Consider the following 24,807-nt stretch of genomic DNA (forward strand, 5'->3'; position numbering starts at 1 on the left):
GTTCACGGCCTAACCGGCCGGCGTTTCCGCGGTGGCGGCGGGGGTGGCGTCGTGTCCCTCCAGCAAGCGGTTGCGGAACAGGTCGAGCACGCCGTCCAGTGCTGCGCGGGTCGGCTGGCCCGGTTCGTCGATGAGGTGCTCGGTGAGTACGGAGTGCGGCCGCAGCACGGCGTCGGGGTTCGCGGCGGCGTCGTCGAGTTCGACCGCGAGGAACGCGTCGCCGAGTTCGCGGCGGAGGAAGGCGAACCGGTCGCCCGGCACCAAGCGGTCCGTGCGGAAGCGCAGCCCCATGACCTGTAGGCCGTCGCGTTCGCAGCGGGTGCGGACGGCGGCGAGGTCCTCGCGGGAGATGTCGATGCCGACGGCGCGGCTCTTGGTGACGGGCAGGGGCAGCGAGGGCTGGGACAGGACGGGGGCCACGAGGCGCTCGTCGGCGGCCATGGCCAGGGCGAAGCCGCCGGTGAGGCACATGCCGACGGCGCCGACGCCGGGGCCGCCGCAGCGCTGGTGCTCATGGGCGGCCAGAGCCCGTAGCCAGGTCACCACGGGGGAGGACCTCCCGGTGGCCAGCATGGTGAATTCGCGGCTCACGCACACCTTTCCCAGGGAAGAGGCCAGGTACGTGGCGGACTTGAGCCGGCGGCCGGCCGCGAAGTCGGCGGGGCGGCCGGGCGTGCCGAAGAGCACCGGGAGGACGGCGGTGCAGCCGATGGCGGCCACCCGTTCCGCGAAGCGCAGCACCTTGGGCGTGATCCCCGGTATCTCCGCCATCACGATCACCGCGGGACCGGTGCCGCGACGCAGGAGCTCGCGGGTGACTCCGTCGTGGGTGAAGGCGTCGCGGTCGAAGCCGGTCGGGTGCTGATCTGCTGCCATGGAGTGCCCCATTCTGTCCTGGTCACGTGCCGCGGAATGCCTTGGGAGTTGGATCATGATGCCGGTCCCGCTGCGGGAGCGCAGCGGTGAGCATCACGGCAGTGGTGAGGATCACGGCGGGGGTGCGGTTCATGGCGGGGGCGAGGGGCGTGGCAGCGCGGTTGCGGGCCGGGTTGCCGCGCCCCTGGCCCTCAAGTGGCGCTCTGCGGATGGCCTGCCGTTGCCGAGCGGGGTGGCCAGGACTGGGGGGCGAGGATGCCGAGGACGTAGGCGCGGGCGACCAGGGCGCACCGGGTGGGGGCGTTGAGGAGGTCGCGCAGGCGGCTGAGGTGGTAGTCGACGGTTTGGCGGGAGAGGCGGAGCGAGGTGGCGATCTCGGCGTTGCTGCGGCCCGCGGCCAGGAGGGAGAGGATGCGTACCTGACTAGCCGTCAGCGGGGGATGGGGTTCGTGGGCGAGGCTCTGGTGGGTGATCACTGCCCAGACGCTGGCCGCGCGGGACGGGCCCCGGCCCACAGTGGTCAGGTGCAGCTGGGCGCGGCGCTGGCGACCGCGGCCGTCGACGAGGACCGTGGAGGTCTCGATGCGCCGGCTGCGGCGGGCTATCAGGGCGTGCCAGCTCCGCCGGAGTGCGGGTAAGTCCGGGGCGGGCGCGAGCAGGGTGTGGGCCCGGCGGCCTACGAGGTCGGAGAGCCGGGTCTGCAGGAGTTCCGCGGCTGCCGCGCTGGCCTGGAGGATCCTTCCTCCGGCGGAGATCAGGGCGCACGGCAGACCGCTGTGGTCGCGCAGCGCGTACAGGTTCTCCTCGGCCTGCTGGCGCTGGTGGAGGGCGCGGGTGTGGTCGCTGATGTCGATGTAGATACCGGCCACACAGGTCTGGGTGCCCTCGCGTACCGGGAAGCGGTGGCCGGCCGCGTGGCCGGTGGTGCCGTCCGCGCGGTGGTAGGTGAGGGTGTGCCGCACCGGTTTGCCACGGGCCAATACCTCCTGGTCCAGGGCGAGCACCCGGTCGGCGTCGGCCGGGGCGTCGACCTGGCGTACGTCCTTGCCGATGACGTGCTCGGGGGTGGTTCCGTAGAGGTGCGCGTAGGCGTGGTTGGCCCATACGTAGAGGCCGTTGGGGTCACGGATGAAGGCCGCGGCGGGGGCGAGGTCGGCGAAGGCGTCGTAGCGGCGGGTGGTGGCGGGCGGGGAAGCAGGGGCGGGAGCCGGGGGCGGGGTCGGGGTCGGGGTCGGCTCCCGGCCAGGGGCTGAAGCCGGCTCAGGGGACCGTTCCTGGGCCGGTTCCGTGGCCGGTTCCGGGGCCGGTTCCGTGCGCGGTTCCGGGGTTACCTCGACGGCGATGCCGCGGAGGCGGTCCTGTCGGGATGGGTCGAGTGGCCAGTTCACGTCGAAGAGCCGACCGTCGAACCGCGCCCGCCAGTGGTTACCGGTCCGCCGGTGGTCGCCGGTCCGCCATGCGTCGGTGGCCCGCGATGCGCCTGTGGCTCGTGATGTGCCTGCGGCCCGTGAGGCGTCAGTCGCCTGCGAGCCGTCAGTCGCCCGTGAGGCGGCAGTCGCCGGTGAGGGGTCGCTGGTTCGCCCTTGGTCCGTGGGCTGCGACCGAGGGGCGGCCTGGGGCTGGTCGAGGGCCTGCCACTGGCCCGTGACCGTGTCGAGGAAGCGCTGGGCGGTGCGGGTGTCGTCGAAGGCTCCTCCTCCACTGTCGATCACCCGTAGCTCGCGGTCGGCCTCCCACCAGGACACCGGGAGGTGTTGGAGCAGCGACTTCAGACCGGTCTCGTCCACGACGGCCTCTCTGTGACGAAGAGACGGAGAGATGGCGGGGCGTCCGGCCACCTGGCGTCCCGGGCCGGCTCGCCCCTGGCATGCGTATCCCCCGCCACTACGCCGTATGCCCGGTTCTCGGCCGATCTGTGGGCGCGGGGTCCCATACGGCATCACAGAACCTTCACAGCCGTTCGGCGAACTGCACAACTCTGGCGTTTGCCTGAGCGTTCGGCGCCCGTGACGGCAGATCGGGCACCGTCCGGCTGGTTCTCTGGAAGTACCGCGGCGAGGCGTCAGCCGCCGCGTCCTCAACGGCCGTTCCCACGGCCGCTCCCCGCCTGTGAAGGAGTCGGATTTCAGTGAGCACGGTGCTGTTCGTGTATGCCAAGGGCGGTCCGCCCTTGGGGTATGCCCTGTCACGGGTCGCCGCTCGGTCGGCAGTGCACCTGCTGGCACTCAGCACGCTTCCGCCCACCGTCGCCGCCACCGCCGAGCGCCGGTGCGCGTCCGTACGGACCGCCACCGGGCCCGAGCGGGGCGACCTGGTGTCCCTGATCGTCTCCCGGGCCCAGGCCGTGGGCGCGGACGCGGTCATCACCTTCTCCGAGTACGCCGTCGTCGCGGTCGCCGAGGCCTGCGAGAAGCTCGGCCTGGCCGGCGCCGGCGCCTCCTGCGCACTCGCCCGTGACAAGCGGCTGATGCGCCGTACCTGGGACCGGCAGGGCATCGCCCAGCCGCGGTTCTGCCCGGTGGCCGACGAGCGGGAGCTGCAGGACGCGGCTGCCGCCCTCCGCCTCCCCGTACTGCTGAAGGCCGCCTGGAGCGCCGGCTCCACCGCGCACCGGATCATCCGTTCCACCGAGGAGGTCCCGGCTGCCTGGCGGCGGGCCCGCGAGGTGATGGCCGAATCCGCCGAACTGGGCTACGCGGAGCTGCACGTGGCCGACGCCGGGGCCGACTTCCTGGTCGAGGAGATCGTGCCGGGCACCGCGGACGGCTGGTTCGACCAGCCGGGCTGGGGAGACTACGTCAGCGTCGAGGGCGTCGTCGTCGACGGCGTGTTCCGACCGGTCTGCCTCAGTGGCCGGATGCCGACGGTGGAACCGTTCACCGAACGCGCCGGCATCACCCCGGCCGCGCTGCCGGCCGACGCCCAGCAGCGCGTGGTGGCCCTCGCCCGCCAGGCCGTCGACGCGCTGGGGCTGGAGAACTGCGGTACGCACACCGAGATCAAGCTCGGCGCCGACGGCCGGATGTGGGTCATCGAGACCGCCGCCCGGTTCGGCGGGGCGATGACCGTGCCGCAGATCGAGGAGGTCTTCGGCCTGGACCTCATCGGCATGCTCGTCGACCATCTGCTGGGCCGCCCGGTGTCCTGGCCCGCACGGGCCCTCACCCCGCAGGAAGCGCGCGGCGCGGCCGGCTCCCTCGTCGTACTGGCCGTGGACGGCGCCGGTGACGCCTGGCCGGACCGGCGGCGGTGGGACTTCCCGACCGTACGGGACGCGGTGCCGCTCAGTGCCGGCAGCCGGCTCTCCGTAGTGGCCGAGAACTCGCTCCCGGACGGATCGACGGTCCCGGTGTACGACCCGGCCGCGGGCGCCAACACGATGGCGGCGCTGTGCCTGTTGTCCGCCACCGACCCCGAAACCGTGCTCCACGACTTCCGGACCCTGGTGGACGCATTGCCGTCGGTGCTCCCCGAGGAGGAGAGGTCCGCGCTCCCGCAGAAGGAGGGTTCGGCGCTCCCGCAGAAGGAGAGGTCTGTGCTCCCCCACGAGGAGAGGCACGAGAAGACCGAGAAGGCCCAGAAGAACCGGCAGTGCACGACGGAGACCGCGGAGGCGCGCTCATGACCCTCACCATGACCACCGCCCACGACCACACGACCGCCGGCGACCGTTCGACCGTCGTCGACCGTACGACCATCGGCGCGCACCTGGCCCTCCCGCTCTTCCACACCCTCTGCGGCACCCTGGCCGGCCACCCCTACCTGAAGGTCGTGGTCGACCGCGCCGAGAACACCTGGCACCTGCTGGACTCCGCCGTCCACCCCTTCCACGTCGACTACATCGCCACCCGCGTCCTGGGCATGGAGCTGGCGGAACTCGACGCCTGCCTGGACGCGTTCAACGCCTCGGTCTACGCCGACCCTGAGCGCAGGTTCCTGTTGGGCGTGCTCTCCCTGCACACCGACATGGGTGCGGGCACGGCGGGCGCGGGGGCGGAGGCGGGCACCCACCTGCCCACCGGCCGCCAGGCACGCCCCTTCCTCGTCCTGGAGACGACCGAGGCCGACACCATGAGCGGCCCGATGCTGGAGGAGTTCTACACGTTCGTGCGCCACCGGCTCGACAGCCGGCTGCCGCTGCTGCTGAAGCCCGCGAACCACGGCCAGGAGCACGCCCTCGCCGCGATCAGTGACGTCCGGGTGCCGCGGATCCTCAGCCACCAGCTGTTCGGCAGCCGCACCCGCACCCCGCTCAACCCCGGCGAGGCCGTCGGCCGGCTGCGCCACTTCCGCACCCCACGGGAGTACGAGGAGTACGCGGCCGGTGCCGGCCCGCTCGGCGGGTCCGACATCGTCGCCATGCCGTGCCTGCCCGACGACGTACCGAGGGTCGCCGGCTTCATCAACACCGCGCCCACCACCCCGCTCTCGCACACCAACGTCCTCGCGTCCGGCTGGGGCATCCCCAACGCCATCATCCGCGACCTGGACCAGCTCATCGAGGCGGAGGAACTCGCGGGCGCCTGGGTCCGCTACGAGGTGCATGACGACGACATCACCCTCGTACGGCTCCCTCAGGCGCTGGCGCCGCTCCACCAGGCGCCGGACTCCACACCCTCCCCCCTGCTTGCCCAGTCGTCTGCGGCGCTCCCCCAGGCATCGGCACCGGGCGCGTCCGACCGGCGGCCGGCGCCCCGGATCCGGCTGGAACCCCCGCTGCTGCACGCCGACATATCCGCACTGCCCCTGCACCAACTGCGCCGCACCGACCGGAACCGCTACGGCACCAAGGCGGCCAACCTCGGGGAGCTGCACCACGTCCTGGCCGGTGGCGAGGACATTCCGGCCGGTCAGCCCGATCACGCCGGCCAGGGGCCCGACCGCACCATCGACCTGACCGCGTACTACGGTCGCCCCCGGCCTCCGCGGGCCAACCTCTACGCCCACCTCACCGCCCGCCTCACCGCCCGCCCGGGCCTGTCCGGCCTTCCGGCCCTTCCTGGGCCTTCTGACCTCTCGGAGGGCGCGCGAGGCGCACAACTCCGCGCCGCCGCACGGGACTTCGTCCGCGCCACGGTCACCGCTCCCGACGGCATGGCCCTCCCGTTCGCCCTGCAGCATCGCTTCCTCACCTCCTCCCCCGCCATACAGCAGGGCATCAGCGAGCTGAAGGCCGCCCTGGAGCGCGAGACCGTCCACACGATCGACGCGATCGACCCGCTCTGCCGGCGGCTACAGCACCTCATCCAGCACGCCGCCCCGATGCCCGACGACGTGGCCCGTGCCATCACGGCCGCCGCCCAAGCGCTGCCCTCCGACCCGTCCGGTGCCCCCGGCCGGCTCGTGGTGCGTTCGTCCTCGAACGCCGAGGACCTGCCCGGGTTCTCCGCGGCGGGGGTGTACGACTCGGTCACGGCGGTGCACGGTGCGGACGAACTCCTCGCCGCGGTACGCCAGGTGTGGGCGTCCCTGCTCTCGCCGCGCAGCGTCCGGCTGCGCCAACAGGCGGGCATCTCTCCCGACGACACCTACATGGGCGTGATCATTCAGCGCTACCAGCCCGCGGACCTCGGCGGCGTCCTGGTGACCTGCAACCCGACCCGGCGTGCGGACTTCCGCAACGTCTACCTCAACTGCTCGTCCGGCAGCCCGGAGAACGTCGTCGACGGCACCGCGCTGCCGCTGCAGTACCTGTACAACACGGTCGAAGGCGGCGGCCGCACCGTCGCACTGGGCTCGTCCGCCGAGGACCTGCCGGCCGCCACCCGCGAACGACTGGCGGACCTCGCCCTGACCGGTCGGCTGCTGCAGTCCCACTTCAGCGGTACAACCCCCACTGACGGCCCAGACATGGACCTGAACGCGGACCTCAACACGCACAGGAACGCCGATCTGAACAGGGATGTGGACGTGGATGTGCACGTGGACGTGGACGTTGACGTGGACCGGCCGTTGGACATCGAGTGGCTGATGACCGATCAGGGCGACTTCCACCTGGTCCAGATCCGCCCCTACGCCGCCCGATGAGCCGCCACCTCCCCGGCCCCCGGGGCCTCAGTCGTGCGGGCGGGCGCGCGAACGCCACGACGGACGCGCCGCCCCTGTCGCCCCGGGCCCGCCGCATCATCCGCCTCAACAACGGCTTCCAGCTCCTGTTCAACCTGCTCTGGTGGATGCCGGTGTTCTACGCCTACCAACGGCAGGCGGGACTCACCGACGGCCAGATCTTCGGCATCCAGAGCATCTACTACACCGCGTTCTGCCTCTTCGAGATCCCCACCGGACTGATCGCCGACCGCATCGGCACCCGCAACTGCCTGCGGGCCGGCGCGATCGTCATGACCGCCGCCAACCTCGCCCCGGTCTGGGCCCCCAGCTACACCGGCTTCCTCGTCCACTTCCTGCTCATCGCCGCCGGCCGCTCCCTGACCTCCGGCGCCGCCAGTGCGTACCTCTACGAGGGCCTGCGGGCCGAGGGCGCGGGCGCCCACTATCTGAAGGCCGAGGGGCAGGCCCGCGCGCTCGGCCTCGCCGCGAAGGTGCTGTGCTGGCCGCTGCTGGGTCCGCTGATGGTCCTGGCGCACTCCGCACCGTACGTCCTGAGCGCGGCCAGCGCGGGCGCCTCCCTGGTCTGCGCCGTACTGCTGCCCCGCCAGGCCGCGGCCGACCCCGCCGGGGGCCGCAAGCGCGCCACGGGCCACGAGGCGGCCGTCGCCCTCCGCGCCGTCCGCAGCACGCCCTGGCTCGCCCTGGTCATGGTGCAGGGGGTGGCCCTGTTCACCCTCGCCCGTATCTGCCAGGTCAATCTCTTCCAGCCGGTACTGCTCGACCACGGCATCGGAGAGAGCTCGCACGGCACCGTGCTGGCCGCCATGACCGTCGCGGAGGCGGTGGCCTCGGCCCGTCCGCAATGGCTCACCTCGCGGCTCTCCCCGGTGGCATGGGTGTCGCTGCTCAGCCTCGCGATGGCGGCGGCTCTGGCGGGCAGCACGCTCGGCGGTCCGTGGACGACCATCGCGCTGCTCTGCGTGTTCGCCGCCGCCACCGGCCTCGCGTCTCCCCTCCAGCGGAAGCTGGTCAACGACGCGGTCCCCGCGGGCGCACCCCGCGCCACCCTGCTGTCGGTCGAGAGCCTCGTCGACCGCGCGGTGTGCGCCCTGGCGGCCGTCGCCGCAGGCGCGTACCTCTCGGCGCACCGCCTGGACGCCCTGCTGTGGCACAGCGCGCTGGCCACCGCCGTCCTGCTGGCCGTCCTCCACCTGCTCCTACGACGTCACGGCAAGGCCCGTACACAGGAGGGCGGGGCCCGTGCGGAGAACGGCGGGACCCGTACGGAGAACGGCGGGGCCCGTACGGAGAACGGCGGGGTACACACGGAGGGCGGCCAAGGGGAGACGGGCCGTACCGACGAGATCCGTCCGCTCGCCACAGCAGGAAAGCCCTGACTCCCGCGCCCATACTGGAGGGGTGCGTACTGGAGGGGCGCGACAGCCGGAACGGCCAGCTGGGCCTGCTGGACCGGCTGTGCCTTCCGGACCGGCTGTGCCTTCCGGACCGGCTGCCGGGCACTACGGTGAAGACGCCTTCCGCCCGGAGGAAGCCGGCGAGGCAGACCGCATCGACCTGGGAGCGCTCGCCTACGACGCGGTGAGCACCGCACGGCTGACGGCGCTGGGCGCCGGCCCCGGCTGGCACTGCCTCGACATAGGCGCCGGGACCGGCACCGTCGCCCGGTGGCTGCTGGAGTCGGCGGATGTCACGTCCGTCCTGGCCATCGACCGCGACACCCGCTTCCTCACCGCCGATGCCCCGACCGGGCTCGTGGCCCAGACCGCCGACGTCACCGCGCCCGGCTTCGACCCCGGCCGCTTCCACCTGGTCCACGCCCGCTTCGTACTGATGCACCTACGTCCGTGGCGACGCATGATCAACCAGCTGAGCTCATTGCTCGCCCCGGGCGGCGTCCTCGTGCTCAGCGACGCCGTCGACCTGACGACCTCCTCCGCCCCGGCCACCCCGTACATCCAGGTCATGCGCGCGATGTGGCAGGCCCTGCGCACGACCATCGGTACGGACATCTCCTGGGTGCCCGACTACCCCTCCTTCCTGCTGGAGGAGGGCTTGCACTCCGTGGCCGCCGAAATCCACGTTCCCCCGCTGCTGCCCGGCAGCCCCATCAGCCGCTTCTGGGAGGACACTTGGCAGCGCACCCACGACGCCCTCCTCGCCACCGGCCAGATGGACGAGCCCCTACTCGAACAGGCCCGCCAGGCCCTGTCCTCCCCGCACTCCGCCGCCCTCTCCCCCGGAATGCTCACCGCCTGGGGCTGGAAACCCCGGCACCCCGCCTCCCCGACACCCTCACCACACCCATGAGCAATGTGGCAGTAGTCCCTGGCCTCCCCGACACGCCAGCCCCTCCGCACTCCAGCCCCTGGCACTCCGAGTGGCCCAGTGTCCGAGCGGTCCGAGTGCCCGAGCGGTCGAGTGCCCGAGCGGAAGGTGACCGATGTACGCGATACCCCTGAGTGGCGACGCTGCCAACAGCGGCAACCGCGCCGTGCTGCGTCCGCTGGAGCCGTGGCAGGCCGGGGAATTCCTCGCCCACATCGACCGGGGGCGGGAGTTCATCGGGCAGTACATCGGGCTGCCGGACCTGATCGTGGATCTGGACACGAGCCGCTCGTACCTCCACTCGTACGCGGAGAAGGCCGCCGCCGACACCGGCCGCATCTGCGGCATCTGGCTGGACGGCCGGCTGGTCGGCGGGGTCCTCTTCCGCACCATGGACGTTCAGCAGGGCACTGCCGAGGCGGGCTGCTGGCTGGAGCCGTCGGCGGTGGGCAAGGGGCTGGTGACCCGTGCCGTACGCGTGCTCATCGACTGGGCCGTCGAGGAGCGGGGCATCCACCGTGTGGAGTGGCTGGTCTCGGCGGCCAACGAACCCAGTATCGCGGTGGCCAGGCGACTGGGGATGACCAAGGAGGGCGTGCTGCGCGAGGGCTACCTCTACCGGGGCGAGCGGCACGACATCGAAGTCTGGTCGGTACTGGCCCCTGAGTGGCGCGCGGCGAAACGGGGAGGCTAAGGGGCCGGGAGCCCTCGCGGCTCACTCATCCGTCACCCCGCCGGAAGGAGGCCCCCAGGATGTACGTGCTGGTGGCCAGCATCCAGAGGGGAAAGACCAGTTCGGTCCAGGGGACCGTACCGACGACGAACAGCAGCACAAGCGCGGCCGCGCAGCCGAGCCAAGCGAGCCAGCGCGGGAAGACGCGCAAGGCGAGTCCGATGGTCGTGGCGGACAGCGTGAACACCGCGGCCATCCGCATGGCGTAGCTCGCGAGCAAGGTGAGCGCCGTCCGCCCGTAGGTCCATAGGTCCTGCGCGCCAGCCGGGATGTTGCCGGTGATGGCGAGCAGGCCACCGGCGGCGGCCCCCGCCGCGAGCACCAAGGCGGTGAACATCAGCCCGCTGCACAGGAAGAGCGTCCCGAAGAACCTGTTCTCCGCCCGCCCTTCCGCAGTTCCCGAGTCGGCCCCTTCCGCAGTTCCCGAGACGGCGCTCGCCCGAGGGCCGGTGCCCCGCTCCGTGCGCCCGACGTAGTCCCGTACGGCACCCATGAACCACAGGAAGAAGATGCCGGCGAACGGCAGCAGGCTCAGGGCGATTTCCAGGACCTGCCGGTGGGGTGAGCGCGACGGCCACTCCCCCGCGTGGGCCGGGATCGCGGAGGGCAGGCTGATGCGGACGATCGTGAGTACGGCGGCCAGCAGCAGCGCCGCCAGCACTCCCGCCGCACCGGCCGCCCGCGGTGTACGCAGCACCCTGCCCGACGTGGCCTCAAGAGAGCGTCTCTCCTCCATCGCCCCATCGTGGCGGCACCTCATCCCCGACCGGCCGCACGGCCACCGGCTTCCCTCCATGGCCACTGAGATGGCTTACAGCCCCTGAAGCCTCCGAAGTCCCTGAGCACCGAGGCAAGGGACCCCAGCACGCCCAACCACCCCCAGCCACCCCCAGTCACCCCCAACGACTCTCCATCGCTCCCCCACTCCCCTCCCTTCCCTTACGTTCCCTAAACTTCCTCATTGTGCTTACGCACAGGGAAAGTTAAGGTACTTTCATGCCTGACCGTTTCTACTCCGTGGAACAAGTGGCGGAGCACCTGGGTCTGCATGTCCGCACCATCCGGAACTACGTGCGGGACGGACGTCTCCACGCGGTCCGCATCGGCAAGCAGTACCGCATCGCCCACGAGGACCTGGAAGCCTTCACCGGCCGCCCGGCACCCGTGCCCCCGGGCGACGCGGACGGACGGCGACCGCAAGAACAGCAGCAACCGCACACCGAGGTCTCCAGCATCGTCGAGATCGACGCGATCACCCCCGAGACGGCCGACCGCTTGACCGCCCTCCTGATGAGCCTGGCCACCCACCGCGGCCCGGGCCATGCGCCCCTGCGGATCGAGACGGCCTACGACAAGGGACGGGCCCGGATGAAGGTCATCGTCCTGGGCGGTCTCGCCGACACGGCCCGGATTTTCGACTACGTGGAAGGAGTGCTCGGGACATGAGCACGAGTACCAACAGGCACACGAACGCCAGCACCACCACGATCTACAAGACCGAAGCCGGCGCGAGGGAGATCCAGCAGCGTTACCGGGAGATGCTCCAAGCCTGGCCGGTCCCCGCCGAGGAGGTACGGATACCGACCCGGGAAGGCGAAACCTTCGTCCTCGTCTCCGGTCCGAAGGACGCGCCGCCCGTACTGCTGCTCCACGGATCGGGAGCGAACACCACGATGTGGCAGGACGACATCGCCTCCTGGTCCCAGCACTTCCGGACATACGCCCTCGACCTCATAGGCGAGCCGGGTCTGAGTGCCGCCTCCCGCCCGCCCTTGTCCTCCGACGCCCATGCACTATGGCTGGACGAGGTGTTGGAGCATCTGGGCGTGGCCCGCACGGCGATCGTCGCCACTTCCCTGGGCGGATGGGTGGCACTGGACTACGCCACCCGCCGGCCGGACCGAGTGACCCGCCTGGCCCTGCTCTGCCCCGGCGGTCTGGGCAGGCAGAAGATGGCGTGGCTGTTCAAGGCCGTACTCCTGCGCGCGTGGGGACGTCAGGGAGTGCGCCGGTCAGTGGCGATCGGTACGGGCCTGGAAGCACCCGAGGTCCAACACCTCCTCGACCACGTCGTGCTGACCTTCACTCACTTCAAGCCACGCACCGAGCGGCTCCCCCTCTTCCCCGACAGTGCGCTGCGCCGACTGACCATGCCCACGCTGGTCACGGTCGGCAGCCGCGACACCCTCTTCGACTCCGAGGACACCGCCCGGCGCGTACGCCAGTGCCTCCCCCACGCGACCGTGAACGTCCTGCCCGAGGCCGGTCACGCCCTCCTCAACCAGACCGACTCCGTCCTCACTTTCCTCCGCGCCGACTGACCCCCTTCGTGGGGCGCCAGGCGGGCAACACCGACCCCCCTCTCCACCGCGACGGCACCACCCCAGGCGACCTCATCCCCGAAGGGAACCCACACGTCACCCAACTCAAACCACCCTCCTCACGGGCTGCCAACTCCCCTCTCAAGACCGGAGCGTTCCGGCGTGCGGGTGGCGCCGATGGAGGCCAGGGCTACGGCCAGGACGCCGGCCCATTGGGGGACGGCCAGGTGCTGGCCGAGGACGACGAGGCCGATGAGGGCACCGACGGCGGGTTCGAGGCTGGTGAGGACGCCGAAGGCGCGGGGCGGCAGCCGGCGGAGGGCCTCGAGATGGAAGGTGTACGGCAGGACGCTGGAGAGGAGGGCGACGGCGGCCGCCAGGGCGAGGGTGGTGGGGCCGAGGAGACTGCTGCCCGCCTGGGCGATGCCGTACGGGAGGCTCAGGAGGGCGCCCCAGGTGACGGCAAGGGCCAGACCGCGGCCGTCCGGGACCCGTTCAGCGAGCCGCTTGCCGACCAGGATGTAGCCGCCCCAGCAGCATCCGGCGAGAAGGGCGCAGGCCAGTCCCGTTGCGTCGAGCGGAATGCCGGAGTGGCTGAGCAGCACGACACCCACCGCCGCCAGGCACGCCCACAGCAGGTCGGCGACCCGGCGTGAGCCGAACAGCGCGATGGCGAACGGACCGAGGAACTCCAGCGTGGTGGCGGCGCCCAGAGGGAGACGGTCGACCGCTTCGTAGTAGCTGAGGTGGTGGACGGCGAGCAGGGTTCCGGCGATCGCCGCGACACCGAGGGTGGTGCGATCCCAGCACAGCCCAGGGCGCCACAGGGCAGTGAGGACCAGGGCGGCCAGACACAGGCGCAGGCTCACCACCCCCGCCGGGCCCACGACGGGGTAGAGTCGAGTGGTCAGCGCGGCCCCGCACTGCAGACCGAGCACACCACCCACGACCAGACCGGGGGCCGGCACTCCGCCCAGCCCCCGGCTGATCAGGGCCACAGCATGCTCACGGCGGCTGGCGAGCTGGCTGATGATGCCCTCCTCCAGATGCGGAACGACCGAAGACAAGGCAGTTGGCAGGCCGGCAGCGCCAGGTCTTGCGGCCCATGCCCGCCGCCGATACGCCGTCCGCCCCGGTGCCAGTCCACCAGGCGGGCGCCGACCGCCCATCGCGAGCGGGTGCATCCAGTCAGGCGAAGAATCTCGGCGTCGCGACGACGTGAAATGTGGCACGTCGAAACCACGCCCACAACCCCTCGCCACTCAACGAAATCCGCATCCTCCCAGGCCCGTTGACCTGGCGTTTATGCAGCAGCGCCGCACATTGCAGCGGCGTTGACCGGTCAGTTTTCCGTGGGTGGAGAAGACAGCCGACTCAGGTTCTTTGCGGGGACTTTGCAGGCCCCCGGAGCCCACGGCGTCCACCACGTCCACCGCGTCCGCCACGGCAGCTCAGCCGGAACGACGAAGACACTCATCGAGTGTCGCCAGCTCCACTCCCGCATCACTGAGCACCCCTGCGGCCACTCCCCGACCGATCTGAGCGAGCCCCAGAAGCAACTGGTCACAGTCGATACGCGCCGAACCCGCCGCCTCGGCCCGCTCTTCCGCGATCGCCATGGCCTTACGGGAGTAAGGCGTCCAGGCAATCCGCTCGGCCGCTTGCGACGCCCCCATGCTCAGTCGCGCCCCGACGGCCCGGTGCACGTCCTCGGGCGATACGTCTGCGGCCCGCAGCAGACGCGTAGCCGTGTTGTCCTCCGCGGTGAGGCCCCAGAGCAGGTGTTCCGTCCCGATGTAGTTGTTGCGGTGATGCACCGCGGCCTGCTTCACCTGCACCATGGCCTGGCGTAGGTCGTCAGTCATGGTCTCGGGACCGTAGCGCTTGTGGGGCGCGTGAAAGCGCTGCTGCACCGCCTGCCTGGTCACACCGAGCGCCGTCCCGATGTCCGTCCACGAGCTTCCGTGCATCCGGCAGTGCTCGACATAGTCTTCGACCAAGTCGTCCGCCAGTGCTTGCAGTTGACCGGCCAGGTTCGCCGCCACCGTGAGCAGTGCGAGCCAGTCCGGCTGTTCCTGCCCGCCGGGTCGGTGCGCGGCATCGCAGGTCCGGTCTACTTCCGCTATCAGGTCATCCAAGTCGGGAAGAGGCATGAGGCAAGTACGCCTTGACAATTGCCATTTGTCAATGCGCACTTGCCTTCCTGCTCGCCCAACGTCGCGTACGCTGCCCCGATGCCAGCACTCCCCCACTCCTCCACTCCTCCACTCACCCACCTCCCCGCCCCCGTTCCGAACGGTGCGGCGCGGTGACCACGGACGGAACCTCCTACCTCCCGGCGCCCGACGTCCTCTGGTCCCACGCCGCCACCCTCGCCGCCTGGAGTGCCGAGCAACAGCTCCCCGTGCACAACTACCGTTATGACGAGGCCGGACTGCGTTCCGAGGACGTGGGGAACGGTTGGTGGGCCCTGTCCTGGGTCGAGAACGGACGGGCCGTCCTCTACGGCATCGACCACGACTACAGCGACACCGTCAGCCTGTCCCCGCCCCTCGACCTCCTGGCCGACGGACCTTCCTGGCTGCCATGGCAGTGGCTCGACGAGGTCATCGCCGGCGGCGAAGAGATCGGCTTTGTGTACTGGTGGGACGGCCGGGCGTGGGGGCGGGCGCCATACCCCGCCGAGGTGCACGACGACGGCGTACACAGCATGGTCCCGGCGGACGACAGCGAGGTGCGGCAGGTCTGCGCCGACCTGGTGGCCGACGGTGCGGACCCGGCCGCCGTACGCGAGCGCGAGGCGGCGCACCGACGGACGGCCACCCTCCCGAACGAGTTCGCGGCATTGCCGGCCGGCCATGGCGAGCCCGCCGACCGGAGGGTCCCGTGCTGGCTGCCCGAGCAGCACGCCGCGGTACTCGCCGTGGAGATGAAGGCGGCCACCGAACTCGACCGCCCGGCACCGCCGGTCACATCGGAACAGGAACGGCTGATCGCCTGGCTGCACACCAACAGGGCTGAGGCGGCCGGGAGTTCGGTGCTCTCGGCTGCGTTCGTGGACGCCGGGGACACCGATTACGGTCGCGGTGCGGACGGATTCCTGGACGAACTGGGCCGACGCATCTTCGGCGAGGCAGCCACCCTGCTGGCCGCCCTACGAGACGCGGAATCCGACCCGGAACGGGGCCGCTGGCTGTACATCCGCGTAACAGTCCCCGACACCCATTCCACCACCAACACTGACACCAACACTGGCGCGAAGACCACCACCAACACCGGCACCGGAACCGGCACCGATACGGATACGGATACTGCCGCCAACCGCACCATCGAGCGCGGCTACGACTGCCTCCCGGACTGGTGGCCGGCCAGACGCGGAGTCGTCGCCACCCTGCCCCACACCGTCCGCCTCGAAATGGCACGCCGAGCTGCCCACTGGCGCCCGAACTGGGCCGAACTCCTTGAGGAAGACATCCGCCGCGACGGCGCACCGGCCCGGCTCTGCCGGGTAGAACCGGGACTCCCCCACATCTCGCCCCCACGCGCGGGTGCGGATACCAATGCGGGTGCGGGTGCGGGTGCGGAGTCAGCCTCGTAGGGGCCCGTCCCGCCAGGGGAGCACGGTGGGGCTCGCTCATTTTTCACGGCCTGACCTCCTCAGCCCCAGGCTCCCGCTCCAGCTCCAGCTCCAGCTCCCAGGTCTGCTGTTTGAGCGCCATGCGTGCGGCCGGTGCGCGGCCGGGGATGCTCGCCCAGTACGGGTGCGTGGCGATCCGCACGGACAACTGCTGCAGTCTGCGCCGCAGCACCGTGGTCTGGGACGGATTTTCCTCATGCGAAAGCTCGCGGTACGCGGTGTACCAGGCGCGCTGAGCCTGCACGAGATCGTCAGGGAAGGCGTAGGGAGGAGTCACACGAAGATTGCATCACATGTTCGAATTGAGGTGCAGCACACGTACGGGTGAATCCCGGCGCCCGCCTCGATGACTCGAAGGCCGCCCGACGCCTACCGGGCAGCTGCCTGCCGAGCTCGCGCCCGTGCTTGATCCGGGTACCACCTCGTGAAGCGGACCGCACCCACGAACAACGCGATCGGAATGATCCAGTTCAACCAGTCCGCCCCTGACGTGACGTGCAGGGCGAGGACGCCGAGCAGGGCCGTCAGCAGGAACACCGCGCCCCACACCGCCGTCAGTACCCGATTGACATGCCGGAAGAGTGGGCTTCCCCAGTACTCACGGGGCACGGACTCCCGCGCGTACTGCTCGGTGAACGGCATGAAGGCGAGGGACGTGAAGGCGACGGCGGCCAGGACCGCGCCGGACAGGGTCTGGGCGTACGTCTCCAGCCAGATCAGGTCGTGGCGGTCGAGGACCAGCGACAGGATGCAGATGACGGCGAAGAAGAGCAGGCCGGCGATGTCCAGGATCTTCAAGCTGCGGCGCCTGATGTCCGGGATGCTGGCCCCGATCGCCGTGATGAGCGCGGCCAGCGCGGCAAGCCCCCACGAGCTGGGGCTCGCCACCACGGCGAAAATGATCCAGGGGGCGAAGCCGAGGAAGAGATTGACACCGCGTGTGCCGTCGGGAGGTTGCGCGTCGCTCGGCGACGGCGCGTCGTCAGGCTTGGGCGTCGTGTCAGGGTGAGTCATACGAAACCTCCGGTCGGCCCTCCGGTCCGGCGTCCCTGCTGCCATGCTGTGCTCCCCGGACGGGAGTCGCATCCCGTACGGCCCCTCGGCTCGCCGACCCGCCACTACGGAAAGGTGGCCGTACTACAGAAAAAAGGCGGCCGGACCGCGGAAGGGTGGCCGGACCACGGAACGTGGCCGGCCGTTACTACGGCAAGTGGCCATTGGCCGACGCTACTGTTCATGACGCCCTTCACAGCGCCATTCCTATGGCCGTTCAGACCGCCGTTCTGGGGGCGTAATCGGAGGGGGACCGATGGCATGTGACATAGACCTGCCGCTGGACGAAGAACGCGAAGAGGACGCACCAGACAAAGAAAGAAACGCAGCCGGCGACGAGGCCGCCCGGCTCACCGCGGAACTCACCGAACTCGGCAATGAAGGCTTCCTACGGGCGGTGCTCCGCGATCAGCCGCCGGCATGCTTCCACCACCGCAGCACCGACCGCCTCATAGGCTGGTCCACTGACGCCCCAGACATCGCCGAACCCACCACCAGTCTCCTGCTCCGCGCCCTTCACACCTGCTTCACCGCTCACCTCCCCCTGAGCCTCTCCCCCGACCTCCTCTGGTACGCAGTCGTGCACGAGGTGGCCGTGCACGTCCGGCTGAACCCGAAGACGTACGAGGGAATCTTTACGGAGACGCCGGGACACCGGCAGACCATCGCCGTACGGGACGACCTGGCCGCGCTGGACTGGGAGCGTTCGATCAACCTGGTCCACAAGCCCCTGCGCGCCCGGATCGGTGACGAGGTCGCCGACCTCTTCCAGCCCACCTTCTCCACCACCACGGACACGGACGCCACGGCCATGCTGGTGGCGCTGATGGACGTGGTCAGCCCGTACTACCGCTTTCGGTGGCAAACCCTCTGCGGCATTCCGCGGATCCGGCTGGAGGGCACGGACCGGGACTGGCGTCTGCTGGCGGCCCGGGTGCGGGAACTGGCGGACTGGTTCGAAGGGCTGCGGCCGTGGTTCACGGCACTGCAGCCGGTGCTGGACGCGATCTGGGCGACGGCCTCAGGGTGGGGGATCGACCAGAAATTCTGGCGTTCCCTCTACAAATGGGAGTCGGCCTCGGGCGGCGACCGGGTCACCGGGTGGATCACCGCTTTCTTTGCCCACCGATACACCGACGAAGGGCCGCGCCCGAAGCAGTCGTTCGGGCCCGGCACGACCGCCGAGGACGAATTCCCCTCCCACGTCTCCCAGGTCCCGTTCCGCTGGGAAACCCCCACGGGAACATTGGACATGGCATTCCTCGGAGGCGTCCTCGGCATTGAGCGCGAGGAAGAGTGGGTCCGTCCGCGACTCGGCTACGCAGTCGCCGAGTTGTCCCCATCACCCAAGCGACCCAGGCCCGCCACCGATCCGTACGACGCACCGCATACCGAACCGTACGGCCAACCGGACGGCCAACCGTGCGGCCAACCCAACGACGAACCGCAGGACAGGCCGTATGGCATGCGCCTGCCCGCGCCCTGGACGTTGGCGGACGTCCAGGGCCTCACCGGTTGCCCACAAGCCCATCTGCTCACCACCGTCGGCGTCGTTACTCACCACGGCAGGCCCCTCCATGCCGACTGCGTGATCAACCTCGACGGCATCTGCGCGGTCCGGGCAGTCCGGGCCGCCGGCGACGGGAATGACGACGGCGACGGCGACTGGCATCTGGGCGATCTGGTCTCCGACGCCGGAGACATCCAGTGTTGGGCCTCCTACGGCCCGGACCTTGGCGACGCACTGCGCGCTCTCTAGCGGGGCGGGGCACCGGGGCGGGGTGGGCTAGCGGAAGTCGGCGGCGTGGTCAACCGCCCACTGCCGCAAGGTGCGTGCCGGCCTCCCGGCGACTTCCTCGACCGTCGTGGTCGTGACCGGAGGCGGGGCGTCAAGCATCTCGGCGTACCCGTCCAGCAGGGTGTCCACGAAGGAATCGGGGAAGGTGTCGTCCGCGAGCAGCTGCTGCCGGGCAGCCTCCCGCGACAGTTCCTCCCACCGGAGAGGCCGTCCGATGGCCTCACCGAGGATGCGCACCTGGTCGACCTGGGTCAGGACCTCGGGCCCGGTCAGTGTGTAGACCGCCTTGTCGTGGCCGTCCTCGGTCAGGGCGCGTACGGCGACGGCGGCGATGTCGGCCTCGTGCAGCAGAGCCATGGGAACCGCTCCGAAAGCGCCGCGCACCACGTCACCGGCGCGGATCTGGTCGGCCCACCAGAGGGTGTTGCTGGCGAAGGTGCTGGGTCGTAGATGGGTCCAGCGCAGCCCCGACCGTTCGATGAGGCGCTCCACCTCGGCGTGGGAGCGGCCTACCGGGTGCCGCTGTTGCTCGGGGGGCAGCCCGTCCTGGACGGCCCCCGAGGAGAGAAAGACGACGTGTTCCACGTGCCGCCGTAGCGCCTCGACGACATCGGGCGCGGCCTCAGCCGTGTGGAAGGGCCACATGAGGAAAGCCCGATCGACGCCCTTCAGGGCCTCTTCCAGGCCGCGTGGGTCGGCCAGGTCGCCGGCCCGTACGTCGACGCCGCCGTACGACAGGCCAGCCGAGTCCGGATGCCGCGTCAGGGCGCGTACTCGTACACCGGATACCAACAACTGCGAGACGACCTGCCGGCCCACGTTCCCCGTCGCACCGGTAACCAGCACGGTGGGCTCTGCCATGCCCTCCGCCGCCCTGTTCATCGCCGCATCCGTGTCCATCACACTCACTACTCCCTCTTCAGTCGATGTCTGGCCCACTTGTCGCCGTCCACAGTGCGCAACGGAGTTCTGGGGCCAGCCACCACCGCGGAGAGAGTGGCGGATACCGGCATGTCGAGGGTCGTGACGACGGTTACCGTCATTCTTCTGAGCCGTGATCAGGAAGGTGAGGCAGGGCCCCGCCCCGCCCCGCCTCACTTCACCTCACCTCACCTCACCTCACCTCACCTCACCTCACCTCACCGACGCCCTACAGCACCGGGTCGGACGTGCCCCGTTGCTGCGGAATCCCCACGTCTCCGGGCTGCTGCAGTGCCACCGTCCGTGTCGGCGCGGGAATCCTGATGCCCTCCGCCTGGTACCGCTGGTGGAGCCGCTTGATGAATTCATGCTTGATCCGGTACTGGTCGCTGAATTCGCCCACCCCCAGAATCACCGTAAGGCCGATCCGAGAGTCTCCGAAGGTGTGGAAACGAACAGCCGGTTCATGTTCCGGAACGGCGCCGCTGACATCGGTCATGACGCCCTTGACGACCTCCATGGTGACCCGCTCGACGTGTTCGAGATCACTGTCGTAGCCGACGCCCACCTGGACGAGGATCGACAACTGCTGTTCCGGTCGGGTGAAGTTGGTCATGTTGGTGCCGGCCAGCTGGGCATTCGGGATGATCACGAGATTGTTGGAGAGCTGGCGCACCACGGTGTTACGCCAGTTGATGTCGACGACGTATCCCTCCTCCCCGCTGCTCAGCCGAATGTAGTCACCGGGCTGTACGGTCTTCGAAGCCAATACGTGTACGCCGGCGAAGAGATTGGCGAGGGTGTCCTGCAGTGCCAGGGCGACCGCCAGGCCACCCACACCGAGCGCGGTGAGCAGAGGGGCTATGGAAATGCCCAAGGTCTGCAGGATGACGAGAACGCCCATTGCCAGCACCACGATGCGGGTGATGTTGGCGAAAATGGTGGCCGATCCGGCCACGCCGGAACGTGACTGCGCCAGGGACCTCACGAGTCGGGTGATCATCCGGGCCGCGGTCAGCGTGACGACCAGGATGAGCAGCACGGTCAGCGTCCGGTTGACGTTCCGTCCGACCGTAGGTGTCAGCGGCAACGCAGCGGCCGCGGCCGCCAGACCGCCAGATATCGCCGCCCAGGGCACCACGGACCGCAGCGAATCGACAATGACATCGTCGCCACTCCAACGCGTTCTGCTCGCGTGCTTTCCCAGCCACCGCAAAACCGCTTTGCACAACAGCCCGGCGACGATACCGGCAACCAGCGCGGCACCGGCAAGGATCAGGTCATGCAGCGTGACAGCACGGTTCACCGGTCGACCCCCACTCCCGGGAACTGCGGCCCGGCCACTGCCACGCATCGCATGTGATGCTCCATCATTCGGTTCTTACCTGCTTGTCTCTAGGACTTCGAACGCGCCGGGGACCCGACCACAGACGTCGACGGGACATGGACGGGACGTGGACGCATACGAAGACGAGACGCAAACGTAAACGCAGACGTCCCGCAGACGTAGTCGTCCTGACGCGATCAGCCATCCTGCCGCACGCGACGTGGCACACAGCGGGCACCCTAGGAGAAACCAACCACCCCTGTCCGCTGCCTTCGTCACGCGTGCACCCGCTACGAACCCCACCCCACGCTCCGAACCCCGATCTGGCCCGTTTTGCCGTCACCCACACGTGCGGTCCTGTGCATGGACGATTCCGTGAGGGGGAGGCATGCGGAGCCGCACACATCGACCGACACGGCGGTGGACCAACTGGTGTTTTGAGAAGGGCCGCCTTGGGTCGGGTGAAAGACCAAAAAGGACCAAGCAGCGCCTTGAGGACGGGTGTTCCATGCGCCACTTTGCCGCTCTGATGCTCGGTGCCGCCGCCTTTTGCGGAACGGTCGCCGCCGCGCCCGGTCAAGCCATCGCCCTGGCCCAAGAACCATGTGGCTTCTACAAGACGGGCAGTGATGCGTACTACCGCCACTGCACCAGCAACGGTTCCAACGTCGTGATCAAGGTGGAAGTCGCCTGGGCCCCCGACTACGAACGCTGCGTGGGCCCCGGCCGTACGTGGCTGGGCTCCGCCTCCAGAATCCAGGGCGCACACTACGTGGGGCGCACCTGCTGACCAGCGACGAGCTGCACGCCGACAGCGCGGCGTCCCTTTACCTAGCCTCTGCCTTTACCTCTCCCTCTACCTCTACCGCTTGTACGCACTCTGCGGGACAAGGCCGTGGACTGCGTGCCCCTGTGGCCCCCGTAGACGTCACTGCACTTGGGGATACCGCTGCCGCCGTAGATGCCATACGCAGCGCACACTTGAGAGCGGACGAAACTTCGTGGTGCTGGTCTGCGAGTTCGTGGACCCAAAGGGTGAGGTGCACTACCCAACGGATGAAGTGGTGTACCCAACGGATGAAGTGCAGGGCGCCGCACAATCATCTAGCGCACCAATCGGGGTACCGCGGTCGCCGACTCAGAAGGGGACGGCGATCCCAGCCTCCCGCAGTCGGCTCAGAGCCCGGCTCATGCACTCGGCAGCCGAGGCGCCGTCAGCTCTCATTGCCGGCAACGGCCCACCGCTGGCGGCGAAGGTCCATGCTGGCCGGCCCTCCCGCAGGCGCTCCGCATCGACGCGGATCATGGCCCCAATCCCCTGCTCACCGAGCCACTCCAGGATGAGCAGCGTCGCGTCCTCGACACCGCTGTCCAAATCCCCCTCGGGCCACCGCCCCGTTCCCTTGCCCATGACCGCAACCCTACGGGGCCGATCGGGACTACGAGCGGGTGCCCGCGGCGGGGAGACGGCCTCGCAGGCAGTGGGGGTGAGCGTAAGCGGTAAACGTTCAGCGGTAAGCGGTAAGCGGTAAGCGGTAAGCGGTAAGCGGTAAGCGGTAAGCGGTAAGCGAGGTTATCCAGGTCGCGCAGGCCCCGGCCCCCGCGCGGCCAGCGGCCCCGGCGGGGCCGGCGGTAGGTACGAGGACTGCACAGGTACGTGCAGACCCGTCAGGTGGCGGTGCATCCCGCGGACGTCCCTACTCCCCCGCCCCCGCCCCCTCCCCCTCTCCCTGCCCTTCTCCCTCGTCCTCCATCTGGACCCTTGACAGGACGAGCACACCCCAAGTGACCAGCACCGCCCCGATCGCCTCCGGAATCAGCCACCACCCGGTGCGTACGCGGTCCCCGTACACCACGATGCCCAGGGCCAGGCTGACGAGGGCCTCTCCCAGGGTGAGGACGGGCTGGGAGACCACCAGCGGGCCCGATTCGAGGGCGTTGGCCAGCAGAAACAGCGCGCATGCGCCGGCTGCCACGAAGCCGTAGGTCTGCCAGGAGGCGAAGAAGGCGCCCGGGCCGTGCATGTCGAAGGTGTCGGTCGCGGACTTCATCAATGTCGCCGTCAGGGCGTAACCGATCGCTGAGGCAGCGCTGAAGAGGGCCGCGCGGGCCTTCCCGCGCGGGCGGGGGGCCGCGGCCGACGCGCACAGTGTGATGGCACCGACGGTGGCCAGCAGCGTCACCACCCACGTGGCCGACGAGACCTCGGTGCCCGCACCGGACGGTGCGGCAGCGGCCAGCGCCAGACCGAGCCCGACGGCGACACTCAGGGAACCGGCCCAGCCCGCCGCCGGAAGCCGTCGGCGAGCCAGCGCGCACGCGATCACGAGCGCCAGTGGAAGTTCGGTCACCAGGATCGGCTGGACCAGGACGAGCGACCCCAGCGCCAGGGCCAGCGCCTGGCACGCCGCAGCGCCGACCACGACGGCGATCCCGCCGAGCCAAGCCGGATTCCGCACCAGGTGCCGGACCAGCCTGGGGCTGAAGGCATCACCCGCCGGGACGGTACGTGCGGCCACACGCTGGAGCACGGTACCCGTGGCATTCCCCACGGCCGCCAGCAGCGCGAACAGCGCAGACAACACAGCCGCCACCGTGCGATCCCCTCGGGTCGTTGGGCCATCGGTCCCTCTCAGCAACCGTGGCAGAGCAATCCGCAACGCGCGGAGCACGGCACGCCACCAGATGACGAAGACGACCACACCACAGCCGGAAAACTCCCCTCTGTCAGCGACCTGTCCCTCCCCGGCCCAGGGCGTGGTGACCGCTGCTCATGGGCCGAAGAGGGGTATGCCGCAGCGCCGATGGAAGGCGCGGCTGTGGCGCACGGTGAGTGCCACCGTGGCAGCCAGGATGCCGAGGGACTGGAAGCGGCCGACGACCGGCACCAGGTCGACGGGCAGCGTCAATGCCTCGACGGTGCTCAATGCGGCGTCGAGCAGCTGCGCGCTTCCCCACAGCACCGTGAGGCTGCGGAGCGCGGCACGGAAGTCCGGCTGTTCGCGCCAGGTGCGTTCCGCCGCTTGCTCTGCACCCGAACCGCGTAGTCGGCGTCCGAACTGGTACGCCAACGGCCGGGCCGCGAGCAGCGAGCTCAGGATCCATATCCCTAGGACCGCGGGGATGGCGGCGTCCTTCAGCAGCAGGACCCGTGGACTGCCGCTGATCAGTGAGGTGACGGCAGATACCACCAGCAGGGCGACCACCAGCAGGTCGAAGAATTCGACGCGTCGTCGTACCACGGCGGTGCCTACTGCGTGCGCCGCCGGAAGGGCACCGCTCAGCAACAGCGCCTGCCACTGGGCGATGTCCTGAGCGCGTAGCACGTAGTACACGACGAATGGCAGGAGGAGGTTGACGATCAGCGGGATGAGGAAGGCACGCCGTCGGTGTGTGCCGTGCGCATTCGTGACTGCCGCGCCTCCCGTGGCTTCCGTGACTACCGCGCCTCCCGTGGCTTCCGTGCCGGCAACGGTTTCCATGGCCTTCGCCTCCTCGATGGTTTTCCTGTCCTCCACGGTGTTCATGAGGTCCCCCAGCGGTCCGAACGAAGCAAAGATGACGAGGTGTGTGGCTGGATGGCCGTCTGGCCGTGCAGCGCAATCGCTCACGACCACATGCGTCGACGTTAGGCGTCGGGAGGGTGGAGAGGCGTCGGCCCCAGGGTTGGTCCAGCGGTCCTGGCTCTCCACCCGTGCTCCTCAACCGGTGGGTGGACCTCGACCTGCTGGCCGACAGCCGGCACAC

General features: G+C 69.9%; 22 protein-coding genes. 10 read left to right on the forward strand and 12 right to left on the reverse strand.

The window, feature by feature from the left end:
- Positions 1-9: 9 nt before the first annotated feature.
- Both ACZ7MX_RS03635 and ACZ7MX_RS03640 read right to left on the reverse strand, forming a co-directional pair.
- Positions 10-876, reverse strand: coding sequence for a dienelactone hydrolase family protein (locus ACZ7MX_RS03635; protein ID WP_472128946.1), 867 nt, complete (start codon positions 874-876; stop codon positions 10-12).
- A 191-nt stretch (positions 877-1,067) separates the two neighbouring features.
- Positions 1,068-2,663: a helix-turn-helix transcriptional regulator gene (locus ACZ7MX_RS03640; protein ID WP_472128948.1), complete on the reverse strand. Its 1,596-nt coding sequence runs from the start codon at positions 2,661-2,663 to the stop codon at positions 1,068-1,070.
- A 341-nt stretch (positions 2,664-3,004) separates the two neighbouring features.
- On the opposite strand from ACZ7MX_RS03640, the gene ACZ7MX_RS03645 reads away from it, so the two are divergent.
- From ACZ7MX_RS03645 to ACZ7MX_RS03665, 5 genes are all read left to right on the forward strand, one after another.
- A complete protein-coding gene (locus tag ACZ7MX_RS03645) occupies positions 3,005-4,501 on the forward strand; it encodes an ATP-grasp domain-containing protein (protein WP_472128950.1) in 1,497 nt (498 codons plus the stop codon).
- Entirely contained in the window at positions 4,498-6,903 is a 2,406-nt protein-coding gene (locus tag ACZ7MX_RS03650; protein WP_472128952.1) for a PEP/pyruvate-binding domain-containing protein, read from the forward strand. The genes ACZ7MX_RS03645 and ACZ7MX_RS03650 overlap by 4 nt, the downstream gene beginning before the upstream one ends.
- Entirely contained in the window at positions 6,900-8,321 is a 1,422-nt protein-coding gene (locus tag ACZ7MX_RS03655) for an MFS transporter (RefSeq protein ID WP_472128954.1), read from the forward strand. The genes ACZ7MX_RS03650 and ACZ7MX_RS03655 overlap by 4 nt, the downstream gene beginning before the upstream one ends.
- Before the next feature lie 97 nt (positions 8,322-8,418).
- Positions 8,419-9,252 carry a class I SAM-dependent methyltransferase gene (locus ACZ7MX_RS03660; protein WP_472128956.1) on the forward strand — a complete coding sequence of 278 codons (834 nt, stop codon included), beginning with the start codon at positions 8,419-8,421 and terminating at the stop codon, positions 9,250-9,252.
- 133 nt (positions 9,253-9,385) lie between these two features.
- Entirely contained in the window at positions 9,386-9,964 is a 579-nt protein-coding gene (locus ACZ7MX_RS03665; protein ID WP_472128958.1) for a GNAT family N-acetyltransferase, read from the forward strand.
- A gap of 25 nt (positions 9,965-9,989) precedes the next feature.
- Here the strand turns inward: ACZ7MX_RS03665 and ACZ7MX_RS03670 are convergent, their stop codons facing one another.
- Positions 9,990-10,739 (reverse strand): hypothetical protein, encoded by a 750-nt coding sequence (locus ACZ7MX_RS03670; protein ID WP_472128960.1) that lies wholly within the window; start codon positions 10,737-10,739, stop codon positions 9,990-9,992.
- Between the two features lie 260 nt (positions 10,740-10,999).
- On the opposite strand from ACZ7MX_RS03670, the gene ACZ7MX_RS03675 reads away from it, so the two are divergent.
- On the forward strand, positions 11,000-11,449 hold the full coding sequence (locus tag ACZ7MX_RS03675; protein ID WP_472128962.1) for a helix-turn-helix domain-containing protein: 450 nt from the start codon (positions 11,000-11,002) through the stop codon (positions 11,447-11,449).
- On the forward strand, positions 11,446-12,324 hold the full coding sequence (locus ACZ7MX_RS03680) for an alpha/beta fold hydrolase (RefSeq protein ID WP_472128964.1): 879 nt from the start codon (positions 11,446-11,448) through the stop codon (positions 12,322-12,324). The genes ACZ7MX_RS03675 and ACZ7MX_RS03680 overlap by 4 nt, the downstream gene beginning before the upstream one ends.
- Before the next feature lie 119 nt (positions 12,325-12,443).
- Here the strand turns inward: ACZ7MX_RS03680 and ACZ7MX_RS03685 are convergent, their stop codons facing one another.
- Both ACZ7MX_RS03685 and ACZ7MX_RS03690 read right to left on the reverse strand, forming a co-directional pair.
- Complete coding sequence (locus ACZ7MX_RS03685; protein ID WP_472128966.1) at positions 12,444-13,391, reverse strand: EamA family transporter; 948 nt, start codon at positions 13,389-13,391, stop codon at positions 12,444-12,446.
- A 384-nt stretch (positions 13,392-13,775) separates the two neighbouring features.
- Positions 13,776-14,477, reverse strand: a complete 702-nt coding sequence (locus ACZ7MX_RS03690) for a Clp protease N-terminal domain-containing protein (protein WP_472128968.1) — start codon at positions 14,475-14,477, stop codon at positions 13,776-13,778.
- A gap of 155 nt (positions 14,478-14,632) precedes the next feature.
- On the opposite strand from ACZ7MX_RS03690, the gene ACZ7MX_RS03695 reads away from it, so the two are divergent.
- On the forward strand, positions 14,633-15,922 hold the full coding sequence (locus ACZ7MX_RS03695; RefSeq protein ID WP_472128969.1) for a hypothetical protein: 1,290 nt from the start codon (positions 14,633-14,635) through the stop codon (positions 15,920-15,922).
- Between the two features lie 43 nt (positions 15,923-15,965).
- On the opposite strand, the gene ACZ7MX_RS03700 is transcribed toward ACZ7MX_RS03695, so the two are convergent.
- Together ACZ7MX_RS03700 and ACZ7MX_RS03705 are read right to left on the reverse strand one after the other, a co-directional pair.
- Complete coding sequence (locus tag ACZ7MX_RS03700; protein WP_472128971.1) at positions 15,966-16,238, reverse strand: hypothetical protein; 273 nt, start codon at positions 16,236-16,238, stop codon at positions 15,966-15,968.
- Between the two features lie 92 nt (positions 16,239-16,330).
- The gene (locus ACZ7MX_RS03705) at positions 16,331-16,975 is read right to left on the reverse strand and encodes a DUF3159 domain-containing protein (RefSeq protein WP_472128973.1); all 645 of its coding nucleotides are present in this window, start codon (positions 16,973-16,975) and stop codon (positions 16,331-16,333) included.
- Between the two features lie 295 nt (positions 16,976-17,270).
- Between ACZ7MX_RS03705 and ACZ7MX_RS03710 the strand changes: the two genes are divergently transcribed.
- Positions 17,271-18,773: a DUF4419 domain-containing protein gene (locus tag ACZ7MX_RS03710; RefSeq protein ID WP_472128975.1), complete on the forward strand. Its 1,503-nt coding sequence runs from the start codon at positions 17,271-17,273 to the stop codon at positions 18,771-18,773.
- Positions 18,774-18,800: 27 nt separating this feature from the next.
- Here the strand turns inward: ACZ7MX_RS03710 and ACZ7MX_RS03715 are convergent, their stop codons facing one another.
- Both ACZ7MX_RS03715 and ACZ7MX_RS03720 read right to left on the reverse strand, forming a co-directional pair.
- Positions 18,801-19,712: an NAD(P)H-binding protein gene (locus ACZ7MX_RS03715; RefSeq protein WP_472128977.1), complete on the reverse strand. Its 912-nt coding sequence runs from the start codon at positions 19,710-19,712 to the stop codon at positions 18,801-18,803.
- A 250-nt stretch (positions 19,713-19,962) separates the two neighbouring features.
- Positions 19,963-21,039, reverse strand: a complete 1,077-nt coding sequence (locus ACZ7MX_RS03720; RefSeq protein WP_472128979.1) for a mechanosensitive ion channel family protein — start codon at positions 21,037-21,039, stop codon at positions 19,963-19,965.
- Between the two features lie 529 nt (positions 21,040-21,568).
- On the opposite strand from ACZ7MX_RS03720, the gene ACZ7MX_RS03725 reads away from it, so the two are divergent.
- Entirely contained in the window at positions 21,569-21,850 is a 282-nt protein-coding gene (locus ACZ7MX_RS03725; RefSeq protein ID WP_472128981.1) for a DUF6355 family natural product biosynthesis protein, read from the forward strand.
- 348 nt (positions 21,851-22,198) lie between these two features.
- On the opposite strand, the gene ACZ7MX_RS03730 is transcribed toward ACZ7MX_RS03725, so the two are convergent.
- The 3 genes from ACZ7MX_RS03730 to ACZ7MX_RS03740 form a co-directional block, all read right to left on the reverse strand.
- On the reverse strand, positions 22,199-22,471 hold the full coding sequence (locus ACZ7MX_RS03730) for a hypothetical protein (RefSeq protein ID WP_472128983.1): 273 nt from the start codon (positions 22,469-22,471) through the stop codon (positions 22,199-22,201).
- 286 nt (positions 22,472-22,757) lie between these two features.
- Entirely contained in the window at positions 22,758-23,654 is an 897-nt protein-coding gene (locus ACZ7MX_RS03735) for a DMT family transporter (RefSeq protein ID WP_472128984.1), read from the reverse strand.
- A 177-nt stretch (positions 23,655-23,831) separates the two neighbouring features.
- The gene (locus ACZ7MX_RS03740) at positions 23,832-24,587 is read right to left on the reverse strand and encodes a VC0807 family protein (RefSeq protein ID WP_472128986.1); all 756 of its coding nucleotides are present in this window, start codon (positions 24,585-24,587) and stop codon (positions 23,832-23,834) included.
- Positions 24,588-24,807: the final 220 nt, after the last annotated feature.

It is taken from the genome of Streptomyces sp. NPDC107765 (assembly GCF_055657085.1).